This window comes from Glutamicibacter sp. 363, assembly GCF_052379505.1.
In the GTDB taxonomy this organism is placed as follows: domain Bacteria; phylum Actinomycetota; class Actinomycetes; order Actinomycetales; family Micrococcaceae; genus Glutamicibacter.
Genome location: NZ_JBQSYR010000044.1, coordinates 1 through 16,267, shown reverse-complemented (window position 1 = coordinate 16,267; position 16,267 = coordinate 1). Strand labels below are relative to the sequence as shown.

Here is a 16,267-nt window from a genome sequence, read left to right as displayed (position 1 = left end):
TCTAATACTAATTTGTCGCTGCGATTGGCTTGAATACCGAAACTGATCAGACTTCCCGTAATGGGCCTTCTGCTGAGAGGTGTGAAGTAGCCGAACACTATTGAGTTTTTTGTTCATTGATCCTGCGGTAAAGGGTAGCGCGGGACATCCCCATGTCCTTGGCGACTTGGGTTGCCGGTTCACCTGCCTGGATGAGTTTTGCTGCGGTCCGGATTTGGGAGTCGGTGAAAGTGGGCCGGCGGCCTCCGAGGTCGCCGCCGGTGGTGCGGCGCTTGGTGACGGAGTCGTTGATCCGTTCGCGCTTAATCTCTAACTCCATTTGCGCGAGGGCTGCCATGACGGTGAAGACCATTGCGCCCATAGGTGTTTTGGTGTCCACGTCGCCACCGCCCAGGTTGAGCACCCGCAGCCCAATATTGCGATCACGCAGCTCTTCGGCCAGTTCGAGCATTTTCTGGGTGGAGCGCCCGAGTCGGTCCAGGGTGGTGATCATGAGGGTGTCATCCGGGTGTAGCGCGTCGAGTGCTTTATCCAGGCTGGGACGTTTGGCCAGAGCCCCGGAGAGCCCGTGGTCAATATAAAGGTCATCGCGGCGGACACCGGCCGCCAACAAATCTTGAATTTGCCGGTCGGTGTCTTGTGCTTTGGTTGATACGCGGGCGTATCCGATCAGCTTGGTCATGGAATCCTTGAAAAGTGTCTCGAAACTAATGTTGTCAACATGATTCTACGACATTGGTTGCGACACATAGTTGCGAGAATTTAGGACTATTGAGTTTCCGCGGATTTTTCGTTGGGGCAGGGGTGCGCGGTGAGACGTCTTGCAACCTATAGGTTGTGAGACGTCTGAGAAATCAATGTGGCGGATCTGGATTCTGCATTGGCAGATAGAATCTGTTTATGTCCATCTCTGAATTAACCCCGAGTGCTCAGAAATATTTGAAGGTCGTGTGGAGTTTGTCTGAATGGACTTCTTCCCCTGTAACTCCTTCGTTAATTGCTGATCGTGTGGGGTTGAGGTTGTCCTCGGTGTCGGAGGGTATCCGCAAGCTTTCCACGCAGGGATTCTTGGAGCATGCACCATATGGCTCGGTGGAGCTAACAGAGTCAGGCCGTCGCTATGCTGTGCAGATGGTCCGCAGGCATCGGCTGTTGGAGACTTTTCTTGTCGAGGTGTTGGGGTATTCCTGGGATCAGGTGCATGATGAGGCTGAGAATCTGGAACATGCGGTGTCTGACTTTATGGTGAAGCGGATCGACGAATTACTGGAGTTTCCCTCGCGTGATCCCCATGGCGATCCGATCCCTTCGGCGTCAGGCGCGGTGGATTCGCCAGCCGCTGTCCCACTTAGTGATGTTGGAGCGGGGCAGGATGTAAGTATCGAGCGGATTTCTGACGAGGACCCTCAAATGCTGAAGTTCTTTGAAAATCATGGGTTCTGCATTGGGAAAAAGCTGTCGATCAGTCAAGGTGCCCCATTTTCGGGGGTATTGGAAGCTCGGATCTCAGGGGCCAAAGAATCTGTGCTTCTTGGCGCTGCAGCGGTCAAGGCACTGTATGTATCCATTGATTCACAGGATGCAATAGGTTCATAGGCGACGGGAGAGAACCCAGAGGCAGGCAACTGATCCGAGGGGGCGCCGGCCTCTGGCTTCTCTTTACTCTTTAATTGGGGCTGTGCTGTAGCCGGGATTCGTTGCGGGTCCTATGATACCTAGCTAGTTTGGCGCTGATTAGTCCATGTTGTGGGCTGAAGAGATATGCCAGGAAGAAAGCGGCGCCTTGGCTGAGGACGACCATGCCCCCGGAGGCTGTGTCGAAGTAGTAGCTCGCATACAATCCTATAACGGCGCATAGTGCCGCGATGAGTGGGGCGATCATCAGCATTCTGCTGAAGCGGTTGGTTAGTAGGTATGCGGTTGCTCCTGGGATGATGAGCATGGCGACCACAAGGATGACTCCGACTGCTTGTAGCGCTACGACCGCTGTCGTTGCTAGAAGTGCTAAGAGCAGTGCCCCGAGTAAACGTGGGTTCAATCCAATGGCGTGGGCATGGGTTGGATCAAAGGCGTAGAGAGTGAAATCCCGGCGTTTGGTGAGGAGTATCGCCAGGGTTAGGGCACCGAGGATGATGATTTGTGCCAGATCTGTCCATGAGACGCCTAGTAGATTTCCGAAGATGATGTGGTTCAGGTCAGTGTGCGCTGGGGTTACAGAGATGAGGACTAGTCCCAGGGAAAAGAGTGTGGTGAAAACGATTCCGATGGCGGCGTCTTCTTTTACTCTGCTGGTGTCTCGCACAATGCCGATGAGCAGCACTGCGAGGAATCCGAAGATTACCGCTCCTAGGGCAAAGGGTGCGCCGACAATATAAGCAAGGACAACACCGGGGAGCACTGCGTGCGATACCGCGTCTCCCATGAGGGACCAGCCGATGAGGACAAGCCAGCATGAGAGGACCGCGCAAACTACTGATGCGGTCAGCGTAGTGATCAAAGCTCGAAGCATGAATTCATAGCTGAGCGGTTCGATGAGAAGGTCGATTAGTTGCACAGTTATCCTTTTGCCAGCACGTCAAGTCCGAAGGCCATAGCCAGATTCTCAGGTTGAAGGACGTTTTCTGGAGAAGAGTGCATCAGCACTCGGCGCATAAGAAGGATGGCCTCGTCTGCTAGTTCGGGTAATGCTTGTAGGTCGTGAGTCGACACCACAACGGTGGCACCTTTATAGGCAAGTTCGCGGATTAGACGGGTGATTGTTGCTTCGGATCGTTTGTCCACTCCTGCGAATGGCTCGTCGAGGAGCAGGATCTTCGCTTCTTGGGCGATGCCGCGAGCAACGAACGCGCGTTTTTTCTGCCCTCCGGAAAGCTGGCCGATTTGCCGGTCAGCGTATTGGGTGAGCTCCACTTTTTCTAGTGCTTCGTTGACGGCTTGATGGTCGGCAGTCCTAGCACGGCGCGTGAGTCCCATCTTTCCGTAACGTCCAGTCATGACGACTTCGCGCACGGAGAGTGGGAATGCCCAATCGATGTCTTCATGCTGCGGGACGTAACTGATTCCTGCACGTTTGCGTTCTGCAGCAGGATTATGGGAATTAACCAAAACTGTTCCTGTGACGGGGTGAACCAGGCCCATGATGGTCTTGAACAAGGTAGATTTTCCCGAACCGTTCATGCCGATCAGAGCACAGACCCGGTGTGGATTGATATCCAGCGTTACTTGCTCTAGTGCTCGTATCGTACCGTATTGGACAGTGACATCTTTAAGCGAAATAGCTGGGGGCATTAATTCTCACCAGTCAATGCGTCGATAATCGTTTGCGTGTCGTGACGGATCAGCTCTAAATAGGTAGGCACAGGACCGTCTTTTCCGGAGAGGGAATCCACATAGAGGGTGCCACCGAATTTGGCATCGGTGGCTTCGACGACCTGCTGCATGGGCGCGTCAGACACTGTGGACTCGCAGAAAACTGCGGGTACTTGGTTCGTGGTGACGAATTCGATGGCAGAGGTTATCTGCTGGGGTGTTGCTTGCTGCTCCGCGTTGACGGCCCAGATGTATTTTTCGGTTAGATCGGTGTCTTTGGCAAGGTAGGAAAAAGCTCCTTCACAAGTGACGAGTGCTCGTTGGCTCTGGGGCAGATGGGAAAGTTCAGTGACTAGCTCGTCATGCACTTCCTGTAATTCCTCTTTGTATGCTGCTGCATTACGCGCGTATTCATTGGTATTTTCAGGGTCAAGAGTGCTGAATGCCGAGGCCATGTTATCGACGTAGACCTGTACGTTTAGCGGGCTCATCCAGGCATGGGGATTAGGTTTTCCGGCATGCTCGTCTTCGGTGATATCGATTGGTTCGACACCGTCACTGACAACAGCGTGGGGCACGTCTAAGCCCTCGACGAATTGGCCGAACCATGCTTCGAGATTCATTCCGTTATCCAGGATCAGGTCAGCTTTCGCAGCTTTGCTGATATCGCCCGGGGTGGGTTCATAGCCGTGTATTTCCGCTCCGAATTTCGTAATGGATTCGATCTGCAGGTGGTCGCCGGCGACGTTTTCAGCGATATCGGCTAGTACGGTGAATGTGGTTAGGACCACTGGTTTCTTTTCTTGAGTCGTGGCGTAATTTTGCGGGGAAGTGGTGCAGCCAGTGAGGAGGAGAGCTAGGGCTCCTGCGCTAATAGCAAGGGAAAAGCGTGGGCGGAATGAACGTGGAGATCTGGGCATAGGATTGCCTTTCGATCGTAGGTTTACGGCTGAAGAATCTAGAGCGAGCTCATGAGTGATGGCGGGGTCTCAGGGGGTGGCCCTGCGCGATGTGCAGCTGAGGCGAATCGTTCTAATTTGGTCGGGTTTTCGCCGCGGCAGTAAATGCCGACTAGTCGCAGGAAGTAACGCACTACAGTTGCAGGGTCGGTGGAGGAACCCAGTAGTGACTGCGCTTCGTGGTGCTTGGACTCTTGCGCGGCGCGGAACAATGCGACGGCTTCGATCCAGAGTCCGTCGTTGGTTCGTTGTGAAGCATTATGTTGCATGGGTAGAACTCTAATGTTCGGTACACCGAAGTTCAAAATATTACTTGTTAGGTCGAGGGCCTTTCTGAAGCATGGATAATGCATGATTATGCAGAATGTCGGTTGTAGCCTGTGCTTGGATGTTGGTATCGCCGAGGCATTTCATGGTCGAAGTTTGAATGGTTGAGCCCATAGCCAGATGGGATCGGGGCGATCTAGGGGTGCGGTGGGGCAATACCCGTGGAGTGGCTAATCTTTCGACACATAGTTTATGAAACTGAGTTTTGCGACGAAATATCCTCGAAAATCTGTTGAGTTCTCAATCGTCGAGGATTTCCACTCAACCTGGCGCATGACTGTGTCACAAACGACCGTTTCCGGTCCTTCTGCAAACAGATGGGGCCATTACCACTTCAGTTTTACGGGATGTCGAAATACAGCGCTCAGTCTGGAATACTAGGGGTGTGCAAAAATCCGCCCGCTCGACACGTGTTCTCAGAGGCACGACCGCCGCATTCTTTGCGACGTTCGTTTCTCTGTGCTCCCACGTACTCGCAGGCGGAGAAGTACCAGGACTCCTGAACGTCGCGCTACCTCTCGCGCTGTCGCTTCTCGTGTGCATGTTGCTCAGCGGTCGACAATTCACCCTGTGGCGCTTGGCCGGGATGGTTGGATTCAGCCAGCTGCTCTTCCATCTGTTGTTCTCGATGGGAGCCGGGCATTCAGCTGCGTCCATCATTGGCGGGCAGGACATGCACGCGCATCATGGGATGACTATGCCCATAGATATCACTACCTCGGCCGACGCTGCCACCATGAGCCATGGTGATACCACGATGCTTCTAGCCCACCTCATGGCGGGCCTCGCTACCGTGCTGGTTCTGCATCGCAGCGAACAAATGCTCATCGCTGCCGCTAACATCGTTGACCTGTTGACCTGGAAACTGCTGTGGCGACTAGTTACTTTCGCCTACCAGCTAATCCACCCACTGCCGACTCCCACTGCCCCGCGTGAAATCCCGACCTACACGATATGCGTGTATTCAACGTCGGTTATTCGTCGGGGTCCACCCGCACTCACCACGGTGTAAGACCACTCCCATTTACAGATCAACGTGTCTGTGGGTTTTTTACGTCTGCCTTACTGACGACTGACAGGCGGATTTGTTGCGTCTCGTGTTGCTGTCCACAGGAAGTTGCTCGTATGCAAGACCGCTTTGAACCCGGGCCTGGCATGCTGCTTCACGCACAACTATTCATCGTGATGATTTCTTAGCTCAGCAGCTGCCTGCATAGTTTCGCGCCCCGTCGCTCAGTAATCCGCACAGTGCGCTTACACCATAGACTTCCATGCCCTTCTTCTGAGGGCAATCCCTCACCATGCCATCCCCAACAACCGGTTGCCCTGCATATTGCTCGGCATCCAGAGTTTTTGGGCTCAACAGCATATCTCCTTCGAAGCGCGCTGTCTGCGCTTCCATATTTTTAGGATGAACCTTGAACACCTCTTTTGCTCTGCGTACCGCTGCTCTCTGTGCCGCTGCCCTGCTCACCCTGAGCGGCTGCGCTACAAGCCCCGCCGAGAACAGTCCCGCATCACCGTCTAATGCTTCGGTCACGATGAAAGATCCGTGGGTGAAGGCCGCTGACGAAGGCATGTCCGCAGGATTCGGCACCATTGAAAATACCGGGGACCACGACATCACCGTTACCTCCGTGACCAGCCCTGCCTCCACCGATCTGGAACTGCACGAGACCGTAGCCAATGAATCCGGGGCCATGGTCATGCGTGAAAAAACCGGTGGCTTCACCATCCCCGCCCATAGCGAACTGCATCTGGAACCCGGGGGAGACCACATCATGCTCATGGACCTCACCGAACCACTGCAACCAGGCAATGATGTGAACCTGACCCTGACCTTCTCCGATGACACCACCTTCGATGTCACCGCCCCCGTCAAGGAGTTCGCCGGAGCCAACGAAAAATACGAAGGCACCGAGCACGGGGACATGGACCACAGCACCATGGATATGGACCATTCCGCATCGGAAAGCGCCCACGATCACTAATGCCCCACGAAAAGACACCCTTTCAAAGTGGCCCGAGTCGGCGCGGTGTGCTGTTCGGTGGAGCCGCCGCTGGGCTGGGAGCGATCGCAGCCCTCGGCATTGAGTCCTTGACTAGCACCACCGCGCCCGCTGAGGCAGCGGATCAGTTGCACGGGAACACCGTGATTCCGTTCTATGGCCCCCACCAAGCAGGCATCGCTACGGAACCGCAAGCCCACGCCACCTACATCTCTCTCGCCCTGAATGAAAAGGTGGACAGTGCAGCAGTGCAGCGCCTCCTGCGACTGCTCACAGATGACGCAGCAAGGCTCACCCAGGGGCAAGCTGCATTGGCAGATACCGAACCGGAACTAGGAGCAGTTCCTGCCCGGTTGACCGTGACCTTCGGCTTTGGCCCGAAGCTGGTGGAGCTGGCAGGATCCTCTGCCGCAGGTATTCAGCCACTGCCTAAGTTCAGTATCGATCGGTTGCAAGAACGGTGGAACGACGGGGACCTGTTGCTGCATATCGCCTCGGATGATCAGCTGACCGTGGCTCATGCCCAGCGGATGCTGCTCAAAGATGCCCGACGGTTCGCATCGGTGAAATGGGTGCAGCCAGGGTTCCGCCGTTCTAGAGGATCAGAAGCTACTGGCACGACGATGCGTAACCTCTTCGGCCAGGTTGATGGAACCGTCAACCCCTCGCCGCAGACCGCAGACTTCAACGCGCTGGTATGGAACCCTGATGGAAGCACCACCATGGTCATTCGCCGCATCCAGATGGACGTCGACACCTGGGACGAAGTGGATCGTTCCGGTCGAGAATTCAGTGTTGGACGAACCTTGGCGAATGGTGCCCCCACCACCGGCAGTCAGGAACACGACGAACCCGATTTCGAAGCAACCAACGCTCTCGGATTCACGGTCATCCCGGCCCACGCGCACATTCGACGCGCCCGCTCAGAGAACCCCAGCGAGCGGATCTTCCGCCGGGGATACAACTATGACGAGCAGCCCACTGGAACCGATATTTCCGATTCGGGACTGATTTTCGTGTCCTACCAACAAAGCGTGGCCAAGCAATTCGTCCCGTTGCAACAACGTCTGGCGGAGCTTGACGCGCTGAACCAGTGGACCACGCCGATCGGCTCTGCCGTGTTCCTCATCCCGCCAGGCTGTGCCGAAGGAGGATTCGTCGGTGAAACCCTCTTCAAGGCATGACCAGCCCTATTATTTCTCTTCTTTCAAGGATTACTCATGACTCTCTTGGACACCGCACCCCCCCCCGGAATCCCAACCGCCTTCCATGCCTTCCCGTCCGACTCGCAAAGGCTGGTTTGGGCAACTGCTACTTCGGCTGCATTTCTACGCAGGAATTTTCATCGGTCCGTTCATCCTCATCGCCGCCGTGAGCGGAGCCTTATACGCGATCACGCCGCAGATCGAACAAGCGGTCTACGCCAAAGAACTGCACGCACCGGTTGCTGATTCCTATCTGCCGCTAGCTGATCAAGTCGAAGCGGCCAACACCTATATGGGTAGCAGCGAAACCTTGGTCGCGGTGCGTCCGGCACCGAATCAAGGGGACACCACGCGGGTGATGTATGCCGACCCAGCACTGGGCGAGAGCGAAACCAGGGCCATCTTCGTGGACCCTGCCACCGCTGAAATCCGCGGCGATCTCACCGCCTACGGAACCAGTGGTGCCCTGCCATTACGCACCTGGATCGACCAGTTGCACCGCAATCTGCAACTCGGTGAGCCAGGACGCATGTACAGCGAGCTGGCAGCTTCCTGGCTAGGTATCATTGCCCTTGCTGGCTTAGGTCTATGGATCTTGCGGATCAGGCGCACCAAACGCAAAAAGGACCTCCTACGTCCCAATACCAAAGCCACCGGCTACCGCCGACTGGCCAGTTGGCATGGCTCTCTGGGGATCTGGGTCTTGCTTGGCGCGTTCTTCCTTTCCGCCACCGGGATCACTTGGTCCACCTACGGCGGCGCAAACGTGGGTGAATTGCGTACTGCGCTGAACTGGGGCACCCCCTCCGTTAGCACCGACCTCACTGCCACTGGCGACGGTTCCGCTGATGAGCATGCCCACCACCATGGAGCGTCTACAGCACCCACCGGGGAGTCGGTGAACCCGGCAGCTTTCGACACGATGCTCTCCATCGCCCGCGAAGTCAATATCAACACCGGACTGGTCGAAATCAAGCCGCCCGCTGCGGAAAGCAAAGCATGGGTGGTCCAAGAAATTCAACGCTCATACCCGACCGAAGTTGACGCGGTCTCCATTAATGGTCAAACCCTGGAAGTCGTCGACCGGGTAGATTTCAAAGACTTCAACCTTGCGGCGAAGCTAACGCGGTGGGGAATCGATATCCACATGGGGTCTATGTTCGGATTGCCGAACCAGATCTTGTTGTTCCTCGTCGCTACCACCATCGCCACCATGGTGGTGCTGGGATACGTGATGTGGTGGAAACGTCGACCCATGAAAAATCCCTCGCAACGCATGGGCAAGACACCGGCTCGCGGCGGATTGTTGCGTGCCCCGTGGTGGGGGCTGCTGTTGCTACTGCTTGCAGCCGGAATGGTAGGGGTCTTCTTGCCCCTGATGGGAATCAGCCTCGCGGCTTTCCTCGTCATTGACATGATCGTAGGCCGGCTCCAACGCAGTAAAGTTCAACATCGAACCACTGAATAAATTCAAAAGTTCAAACAAGTTTTAGTTGTGCCCTTCGCGCTGTAGGCGAAGGGCACAACTGTTTCAAAAACCACCGTTTTAGGAACTGTCGAATGGTCTTAGTGCTCCTCCCATAGAGTCAGATGTATTTAGGTAAGAGACGGTGGTCAGTTTTGGTTTCTGGTCTGTTATGATGATGTCATCATGATCAGCCCGCTCGCCTTATGGCTCGGGCTGATTTTCTTTAACAGATTTTCTTTAACAGGGAAGTTCATGGCTCAATACACTAAAAAGTGGCTATCGGTAGAAGAGCAGCTCGCGAAGCTAGAGCTTAATGGTGTGCTGATTGGTGATCGTGAAGCGGGGATACAGCTACTGAGGGCTGTGGGGTATTACCGTCTGACAGGGTACTTGTATCCCTTCCGCGATTCTCGTTTCGTCTATGAGGCGGATGGTCGAGAACGTGTCCAGGTGTTGAATACCTACCGCAGGGGTACCTCGCTGGAACATGCTAGAAAACTCATTGATTTCGATCGAGCCTTGCGAATTCTGGTGTTGGATGGCATCGAGCGCATTGAAATTTCGTTGCGCATGCAACTTGGGTATGTCTTGGGTAGGAAGTCGCCATTCGTGCATCTTGACGCCACCCAATTCGTTTCTTCGTTTACGACTAGCGAAGCCGAAGCCGGGGGAGTCATTTGGCCGAGTAAGCATGAAGTACTCATCACTCGGACGCGGGAACGGCAAAGTAGTTCAGATGAGTCTTTCGTGGCACATTTTCGTCAAAAGTATGATGATCAAATGCCGGTTTGGGAACTTACTGAGATTATGGAGTTCGGGCATCTGAGCAGGATGTACGGCGGGCTTCAGAACTCGACAGGCACAGAGATCGCAATGACGTATGGTGTCCCTTCCAAAAGGATCATGGCAAGCTGGATCGCGAGCCTCAACTATGTGCGGAATGTTTCCGCGCACCACGCGAGGCTCTTTAACCGAAAACTTGTCTTTGCGCCGAAGCGACCTGCGCTTGGCCAGATTCCGCTGCTGGATCATTTGAAAGAAGAGGAATCATCTAAGCAGGTCTTCGGGCTCTACAACGTAATAGCTATCATGGCCTATCTATTGCGATCGATCGATCCCGAATGCGACTGGTCCGAAAAAATGATCGAGCTGATAAATGGCTTTCCCAGCTCTTCTAGCCTCACCGTTGACAGCCTGGGTATGCCAGCGAATTGGTTTGATTTAGCCTTATGGGCGAAGTAGGAAAGCGTGCACTTCTTTTTGTGGTCTGATGTTGCTTAGGATGCGGGGTTTAATTGCCTGTCAGACGTGTTGTAACCGCATCACGCAGTAACGCGACGCAATTGGTTTGCTGAGGGTATAGCCGGCAGCGCGGCTTACGCGGGTCGAATGTCTCTTTGTTTGCTTATTATGGTTCTGCTCTGGTTTTGAAGGTTGATGTGTAGTTTCTTCGGGAAGACTGCAAAGCGCCATATGAATCGATCAGTTTGGCGGCTCAAATATCCGATAGATGCGAATGGTCAGGCGACCAATATGGGCGCCTGACCATTCGATTGGGTTTTCCGCAAGGATGAGTGAGGTGAAACGCTCGGTCCGAACCGTGGGGGCCCGTGGTGGGTCTGAAGTTTGCATGCATTCAGGGTAACAAGCAGATCGCAATAGTCGTGAAGTTATCAACCTTCAATAATGAGAAAAGTAAACTGGGCTGAAAAGAGGTTTCTAAGCTTCATTCGCTCAGTTCAAAGGGATTAGCTTCAGCGCGCTGCTCTAAGCCATTTTCCCCATGTTTCGGCTCAACTTGCTGGTTAGGCTTGTTTGGACCGCCCCATGTTCGGCATCGCACGAGCGTTGATATTGTAGGTTCCCCTTGTAGCTTGGTAAGAGGGTCAGCGGGAATCAGTGTTTTGTTCGATGAGCTGAACAAGGCGAGAGACATAGTTTTGAAGAAATTCCACTGTGGATTCCTGGGTCACATGGCCGTCTGCATCGAGAAGCGTGGGTGACTGGGAAAGAAAGACTTCTGGTTGGCCGGGGGTGGGCATGTTGAAATATGAAAGGGCAAGTCTAAGGTTCTTCTGCGAGCTGTACCCGCCCATGCGACCGACGGAGTGGCTGATGATTCCTGCGGGAAGTCGCTGCCAGATGACATCGTTGTTGGGTTTGGACCCGATGTCTATGGCGTTTTTCAGGCATGCGGGGATGGTTCGGTTGTTCTCTGGCGTGACGAATAATACCCCGTCTGAGGATTTGATGGTCTTGCGGAACAGGGTGTATTCCGGTGGGGTGGGTTTGTCGATGATTTGGGGATCGTCGTAGTCGAAATCGTAGAGAGGTAGATTCCTGATCTCGATGATGCTCGCGTTGTAGTTGTCAGGGAAGTAGTTGATAAGATTATGGGCTATTTTTCGTGCGTAGGAGCCTCGGCGTAGGCTACCGATGAGGACGGAGACGTTCTTATTCAAGGTGCGGCGCTCTTTCTCAGGCGAGTATGTGGGAATGAGGACTGGGTTAGAAATCCCAGTCGTCGTCGCTGGTGTCTTCGGCTTTGCCGATGATGTAGGAAGAGCCGGACCCGGAAAAGAAATCATGATTCTCGTCTGCTCCTGGTGCGAGGGCGGCGAGGATCTCGGGGTTGACGTTTGTCTCTTCCGGTGTGAAGCGGGCTGGATAGCCAAGATTCATGAGTGCTTTGTTCGCGTTGTAACGGACGAACACGGCGACGTCGTCCATGAGTCCGAGTGGTTTGTAAAGCTCACCGGAGTACTGCAATTCGAGTTCATAGAGTTCTTCGAGGAGTGCATAGGTGAACTTGCGCATTTTTTCTTGAGTGGCGGGGGACTGGGTTTCGAGGCCTCGCTGGTATTTGTATCCGGAGTAGTAGCCGTGCACAGCTTTGTCGCGCAAGATCAGCCGGATCATGTCCGCGGTGTTTGTGAGCGTCGCGTGTACGGAGAAGTGCAGCGGCAGATAGAACCCTGCATAAAGTAGCAACGAGGAGAGCAGCGTTGAGGAGACTTTGCGTTTAAGCGGGTCATCTCCGTAATAGTGGGTAAGTACCTTTTTACACCGTTCCTGGAGCATGTCGTTGGCGATGGCCCATCGGTAAGCACCGTCAATCTCAGGCGTCGAGGTCAGAGTCGAAAAAACGGAGGAGTAGGAACGGGCGTGCACTGCTTGCATGAAGGCGATGTTGGTATAGACGGCTTCTTCGTGTTCTGTCTGTGAATCTTGGATCTGGCAGATTTCTCCGACGGTGGCCTGGACTGTGTCGAGCATGGTGAGCCCTGTGAATACGCGCATGGTTAGTGTTCGTTCTTCCTGGGTGAGTTTTTCCCATGCAGGAAGATCGTTGGAAAGTGGAACTTTTTCAGGGAGCCAAAAGTTGGCGGTGAGGCGGTTCCAGACTTCAAGGTCTTTATCGTCGACGACACGGTTCCAGTTGATAGGGCGTATGCGGGCGGCTGGGTTATGCCGGTAGCCTGGTGGGGTCACAGCGATCTCGGTATTCGAGTAAAGGGTGTCGTGAGAATTCATTGTGGTTCCTTCTGGGAGATCAGAGTTTCAACGTTAAAGTGCGCATGAGACGCAGTTTTCGATTTCGGTGCCTTCGAGGGCGGGTTGACGCAGGCGGATGTAGTAGAGGGTTTTGATTCCGGCACGCCAGGCGTAGATCTGCGCTTTGTTGATGTCCCGGGTGGTGGCGCTGTCGCGGAAGAATAACGTGAGTGAGAGGCCTTGGTCGACGTGGCGGGTGGCGGCGGCGTAGGTGTCGATGATCTTTTCGTAGCCGAGCTCGTACGCGTCCTCGAAAAATTCGATGTTGTCGTCGGTCATGTGTGGGGCTGGGTAGTAGAGGCGGCCTAGTTTGCCTTCTTTTCGGATTTCGATCTTTGCCGCTATTGGATGGATTGATGCGGTCGCATTGTTGACATACGAGATTGATCCGGTCGGTGGGATCGCCTGTAAATAGGCGTTGTAAATGCCGTGCGCCATGACTGACTTGCGTAGCGCCTGCCAGTCCTCACGGGTCGGGATCGCGATTCCTACTTGGCTGAACAGTGCAGCGACTCGCTCGGTGGCAGGCAGCCAGTCTCGTGCGATGTACTTATCGAAGTAGGAGCCATCAGCGTAGGTCGAGGTCTCGAACCCATCGAACGCAGTTCCGCGTTCGATGGCGATCTGGTTTGAGGCGCGTAGCGTGTGGTAAGTGACGGTGAGGAAATAGATGTCAGTGAAGTCAACGCCTTCCTCACTGCCATAACGAATGCGCTGTGAGGCGAGGAATCCGTGAAGATTCATCTGTCCGAGTCCAATCGCATGCGAAGCGTTGTTCCCCGCTGCGATCGATGGCACTGCATCGATGTCTGTCTGGTCCGCAACGCTCGTCAGCGCCCGTACGGCGGTCTCGATGGTGGTGCCGAAGTCGGGTGATGCCATCGCGGCGGCGATGTTCAGCGAGCCGAGATTGCATGAGATGTCGTTCCCGATTTTTGTGTAGCCGCCGGCGGCGTTTAGCGTCGAGGGCGTGTTAACCTGGAGGATTTCGCTGCACAGGTTCGACATGTTGATATGCCCCACGAGCGGGTTGGCGCGGTTGACGGTGTCCTCGAAGAGGACGTAGGGGTAGCCGGACTCGAACTGCAGTTCGGCGAGGGTCTTGAAGAACTCGCGGGCGCTGATCGTGGTCTTGCGGATCCGCGGGTTCGTTACAAGGTCATCGTAGTATTCGGTGAGCGGCAGATCTGATAATTGCGTGCCGTACTCTCGCTGCACGTCGTAAGGGCTGAATAGGTGCATGTCCCGGTTGTCCCGGGCCAGTTCGAAGGTCACGTCCGGGATCACAACTCCCAGCGACAGGGTCTTGATCCGGATCTTCTCATCCGCATTCTCGCGCTTCGTGTCGAGGAACCGGAGGATATCCGGGTGGTGTGCGTGAAGGTAGACCGCGCCAGCGCCTTGGCGGGCGCCGAGCTGGTTGGCGTAGGAGAAAGAGTCTTCAAGGATCTTCATGACCGGCACGACCCCGGACGCCTGGTTCTGGATCTGTTTGATCGGCGCACCGGTCTCGCGCAGATTTGTCAACAGCAGTGCAACGCCGCCACCGCGTTTGGACAGCTGCAGCGCCGAGTTCACGCCACGGCCAATGGACTCCAGATTGTCTTCCAGCCGTAATAAGAAGCAGGAGACCAGCTCGCCGCGTTGCGCTTTTCCGGCGTTCAAGAACGTCGGGGTTGCCGGCTGGAAACGTCCCGAGATCATCTCGTCTGCCAAGCTGGTCGTCAGTGTTTCGTTGCCCTGCCCGAGGAATAGCGCGGTAGCGGCAACGCGCTCCCCGAAATCCTCCAAGTACGTGGTCCCGTCGAAAGTGCGTAGGGCGTAGGAAGTGAAGAATTTAAAGGCACCGAGGAAGGTGGCAAAGCGGTGCCCGGCCATCTCCACGCGTTCGTGCAGCGAGGTAACGAAAGCGGGGTCGTAGGCGCGCAGGAACGCTTCCTCGTAGTAATTGTTGTCGATCAGCCATTCCAGCCGCCCCCATACCGAGCCGAACACCTTGGTGTTCGGGATGACGTGCTGGCGGAAGTATGCGCACGCGGCCTCGCGGTCCTTGCTGAACTGGATCGATCCATCGGGGCCGAACAGGTTCAGCTGCGCGTTCAGTGCGTGGTAGTCCTTTCGCGCCCCTATGCCCTCCGGTCGTGTGAGAGCCTGCGGGGAGTCGATGGTAGTGGTCATGCCGTCTTCCTTTCCTCTGTGTGCTGCTGCGCCCAGAAGCGGGGCAGTCCTTCTCTGACGCGTTCGACATCGCGGTCAGTGCCGAGCAATTCGAAGCGGTACAGCTCGGGCACTTGGCACTTGGTCGAGATGATGGGGCCGGCGAGGCAGTAGTGCTCGCCGAAGTTGGTGTTGCCCGCGGTGATGACCCCGCGGATCAGTGCCCGGTTGGCAGGGTCGTTCAGGAACATACCCACCTGCTTCGGCACAGCACCGGCGCGCTCCCCGCCGCCATAGGTCGGCACGATCAGCACGAAAGGCCTAGTTACCCGAATCAGCCCTTCCAGACGGGGTCGCAGCGGGATGCGCACCGCATGCGACTGCAGTCGGTCGACGAAGCGACAGGTGTTCTCCGAGACGCTTGAAAAGTACACGAGATTCGGAGAATCAGAATCTTTGAATTCTCGTACGGCGAGGTCTAAGAATTTATTTCTTTGGGCGGTCACCTTAGTATCTCCTCCTTCACTCAATTGATTTTGGACCGATGCACGCATACAAGCTATATGTTGTGCTCAACCGAACATAGAGGCACAACATGTAGTGTCACCAACCATAACTCCGATGGGCCAAACAAACAACTTTGACCCATCGAACTATGAGCTCATCTGAGATTTCGTGCCCACTTCTGGATCGGTCACTGCCTTGATTTGCACTCAATGATGAGGAACGGTCAGTGTTGGAGAACGATTGGTCGGGAGAGTTTAGGATCGGCATTAAAGCAGGCAGCCCAAGTACATTTGGAGAGCTCCGTTGCCGTAGCTAGGGCGCGAGGCGTGTCATGGCAAGCCATAGGCAACGCATTCGGTATTACTCGACAGGCGGCATTCAAGCGATTCGGAACCATCTCAACGACAGGCATCGGAGAAGAAACCATGGCTAACCCAATTATTGACCTCACCTCGCGAACCGAAAATATCTTTGAGCACCTCAGCAAAGGTGACTACGGTTCCGTGAAATCACTGATGACCTTCACCTGTTCCCGCGTCCTGACGAAGAAAAAGGTTATGGATGTCTGGGACCAAGTGGTGGCAGACAGTGGACAGTTCGAATCTTGTTCCAACACCACCATTCAAACTTCCGACGGCACGAATGTTGTTGCACAGAAACTGAACCAGTACCTCGGCGGAAATTTTCAAGTCAAGTGAGACCACTAAGTCTTAGACCAACATCTTTTCTCCTTCTTCCTGCTTGATCGGTTCGTTAATCCAAGCCGCTTCA

General features: G+C 54.9%; 17 protein-coding genes. 7 read left to right on the top strand and 10 right to left on the bottom strand.

Features of this window, described 5'->3' with window-relative positions:
• Positions 1-97 precede the first annotated feature (97 nt).
• Positions 98-682, bottom strand: coding sequence for a recombinase family protein (locus tag ACT3UA_RS17935; RefSeq protein WP_096283074.1), 585 nt, complete (start codon positions 680-682; stop codon positions 98-100).
• A gap of 218 nt (positions 683-900) precedes the next feature.
• Here ACT3UA_RS17935 and ACT3UA_RS17930 point away from each other — a divergent pair, with 218 nt between their 5' ends.
• On the top strand, positions 901-1,596 hold the full coding sequence (locus ACT3UA_RS17930; RefSeq protein WP_096283075.1) for a metal-dependent transcriptional regulator: 696 nt from the start codon (positions 901-903) through the stop codon (positions 1,594-1,596).
• 70 nt (positions 1,597-1,666) lie between these two features.
• Here the strand turns inward: ACT3UA_RS17930 and ACT3UA_RS17925 are convergent, their stop codons facing one another.
• From ACT3UA_RS17925 to ACT3UA_RS17910, 4 genes are read right to left on the bottom strand one after another with little or no spacing between them, the layout of a single operon-like run.
• Entirely contained in the window at positions 1,667-2,509 is an 843-nt protein-coding gene (locus ACT3UA_RS17925; protein ID WP_049862754.1) for a metal ABC transporter permease, read from the bottom strand.
• Positions 2,510-2,556: 47 nt separating this feature from the next.
• Positions 2,557-3,288, bottom strand: coding sequence for a metal ABC transporter ATP-binding protein (locus ACT3UA_RS17920; protein ID WP_096283076.1), 732 nt, complete (start codon positions 3,286-3,288; stop codon positions 2,557-2,559).
• Positions 3,288-4,229 carry a metal ABC transporter substrate-binding protein gene (locus ACT3UA_RS17915; protein ID WP_013350294.1) on the bottom strand — a complete coding sequence of 314 codons (942 nt, stop codon included), beginning with the start codon at positions 4,227-4,229 and terminating at the stop codon, positions 3,288-3,290. Before ACT3UA_RS17915 ends, ACT3UA_RS17920 begins: the two co-directional genes overlap by 1 nt.
• Before the next feature lie 38 nt (positions 4,230-4,267).
• Positions 4,268-4,537: a hypothetical protein gene (locus ACT3UA_RS17910; protein WP_013350295.1), complete on the bottom strand. Its 270-nt coding sequence runs from the start codon at positions 4,535-4,537 to the stop codon at positions 4,268-4,270.
• 599 nt (positions 4,538-5,136) lie between these two features.
• On the opposite strand from ACT3UA_RS17910, the gene ACT3UA_RS17905 reads away from it, so the two are divergent.
• On the top strand, positions 5,137-5,607 hold the full coding sequence (locus tag ACT3UA_RS17905) for a hypothetical protein (RefSeq protein WP_141393432.1): 471 nt from the start codon (positions 5,137-5,139) through the stop codon (positions 5,605-5,607).
• A gap of 186 nt (positions 5,608-5,793) precedes the next feature.
• On the opposite strand, the gene ACT3UA_RS17900 is transcribed toward ACT3UA_RS17905, so the two are convergent.
• On the bottom strand, positions 5,794-6,135 hold the full coding sequence (locus ACT3UA_RS17900; RefSeq protein ID WP_255248309.1) for a hypothetical protein: 342 nt from the start codon (positions 6,133-6,135) through the stop codon (positions 5,794-5,796).
• A 16-nt stretch (positions 6,136-6,151) separates the two neighbouring features.
• Between ACT3UA_RS17900 and ACT3UA_RS17895 the strand changes: the two genes are divergently transcribed.
• The 4 genes from ACT3UA_RS17895 to ACT3UA_RS17880 all read left to right on the top strand — a co-directional run bounded on the left by ACT3UA_RS17895 (position 6,152) and on the right by ACT3UA_RS17880 (position 10,519).
• Positions 6,152-6,586 (top strand): copper chaperone PCu(A)C, encoded by a 435-nt coding sequence (locus ACT3UA_RS17895; RefSeq protein ID WP_231849403.1) that lies wholly within the window; start codon positions 6,152-6,154, stop codon positions 6,584-6,586.
• Positions 6,586-7,788, top strand: a complete 1,203-nt coding sequence (locus ACT3UA_RS17890) for a Dyp-type peroxidase (RefSeq protein WP_096283080.1) — start codon at positions 6,586-6,588, stop codon at positions 7,786-7,788. The genes ACT3UA_RS17895 and ACT3UA_RS17890 overlap by 1 nt, the downstream gene beginning before the upstream one ends.
• 85 nt (positions 7,789-7,873) lie before the next feature.
• The gene (locus ACT3UA_RS17885; RefSeq protein WP_096283081.1) at positions 7,874-9,277 is read left to right on the top strand and encodes a PepSY-associated TM helix domain-containing protein; all 1,404 of its coding nucleotides are present in this window, start codon (positions 7,874-7,876) and stop codon (positions 9,275-9,277) included.
• A gap of 183 nt (positions 9,278-9,460) precedes the next feature.
• Positions 9,461-10,519: an Abi family protein gene (locus tag ACT3UA_RS17880; RefSeq protein WP_444617719.1), complete on the top strand. Its 1,059-nt coding sequence runs from the start codon at positions 9,461-9,463 to the stop codon at positions 10,517-10,519.
• Between the two features lie 644 nt (positions 10,520-11,163).
• Here ACT3UA_RS17880 and ACT3UA_RS17875 read toward each other — a convergent pair.
• Genes ACT3UA_RS17875 through nrdI form a run of 4 tightly spaced genes read right to left on the bottom strand, consistent with a single transcriptional unit; the run spans position 11,164 to position 15,495 of the window.
• The gene (locus ACT3UA_RS17875) at positions 11,164-11,739 is read right to left on the bottom strand and encodes an NADPH-dependent FMN reductase (protein WP_096288958.1); all 576 of its coding nucleotides are present in this window, start codon (positions 11,737-11,739) and stop codon (positions 11,164-11,166) included.
• A gap of 46 nt (positions 11,740-11,785) precedes the next feature.
• Positions 11,786-12,811 carry a class 1b ribonucleoside-diphosphate reductase subunit beta gene (nrdF, locus tag ACT3UA_RS17870; protein ID WP_096288956.1) on the bottom strand — a complete coding sequence of 342 codons (1,026 nt, stop codon included), beginning with the start codon at positions 12,809-12,811 and terminating at the stop codon, positions 11,786-11,788.
• Between the two features lie 33 nt (positions 12,812-12,844).
• On the bottom strand, positions 12,845-15,010 hold the full coding sequence (nrdE, locus tag ACT3UA_RS17865; protein WP_096254103.1) for a class 1b ribonucleoside-diphosphate reductase subunit alpha: 2,166 nt from the start codon (positions 15,008-15,010) through the stop codon (positions 12,845-12,847).
• The gene (nrdI, locus tag ACT3UA_RS17860; protein ID WP_096288954.1) at positions 15,007-15,495 is read right to left on the bottom strand and encodes a class Ib ribonucleoside-diphosphate reductase assembly flavoprotein NrdI; all 489 of its coding nucleotides are present in this window, start codon (positions 15,493-15,495) and stop codon (positions 15,007-15,009) included. The genes nrdE and nrdI overlap by 4 nt, the downstream gene beginning before the upstream one ends.
• 327 nt (positions 15,496-15,822) lie before the next feature.
• Here nrdI and ACT3UA_RS17855 point away from each other — a divergent pair, with 327 nt between their 5' ends.
• Positions 15,823-16,194, top strand: coding sequence for a DUF3887 domain-containing protein (locus ACT3UA_RS17855; RefSeq protein ID WP_096288952.1), 372 nt, complete (start codon positions 15,823-15,825; stop codon positions 16,192-16,194).
• The last annotated feature ends 73 nt before the right edge of the window (positions 16,195-16,267 follow it).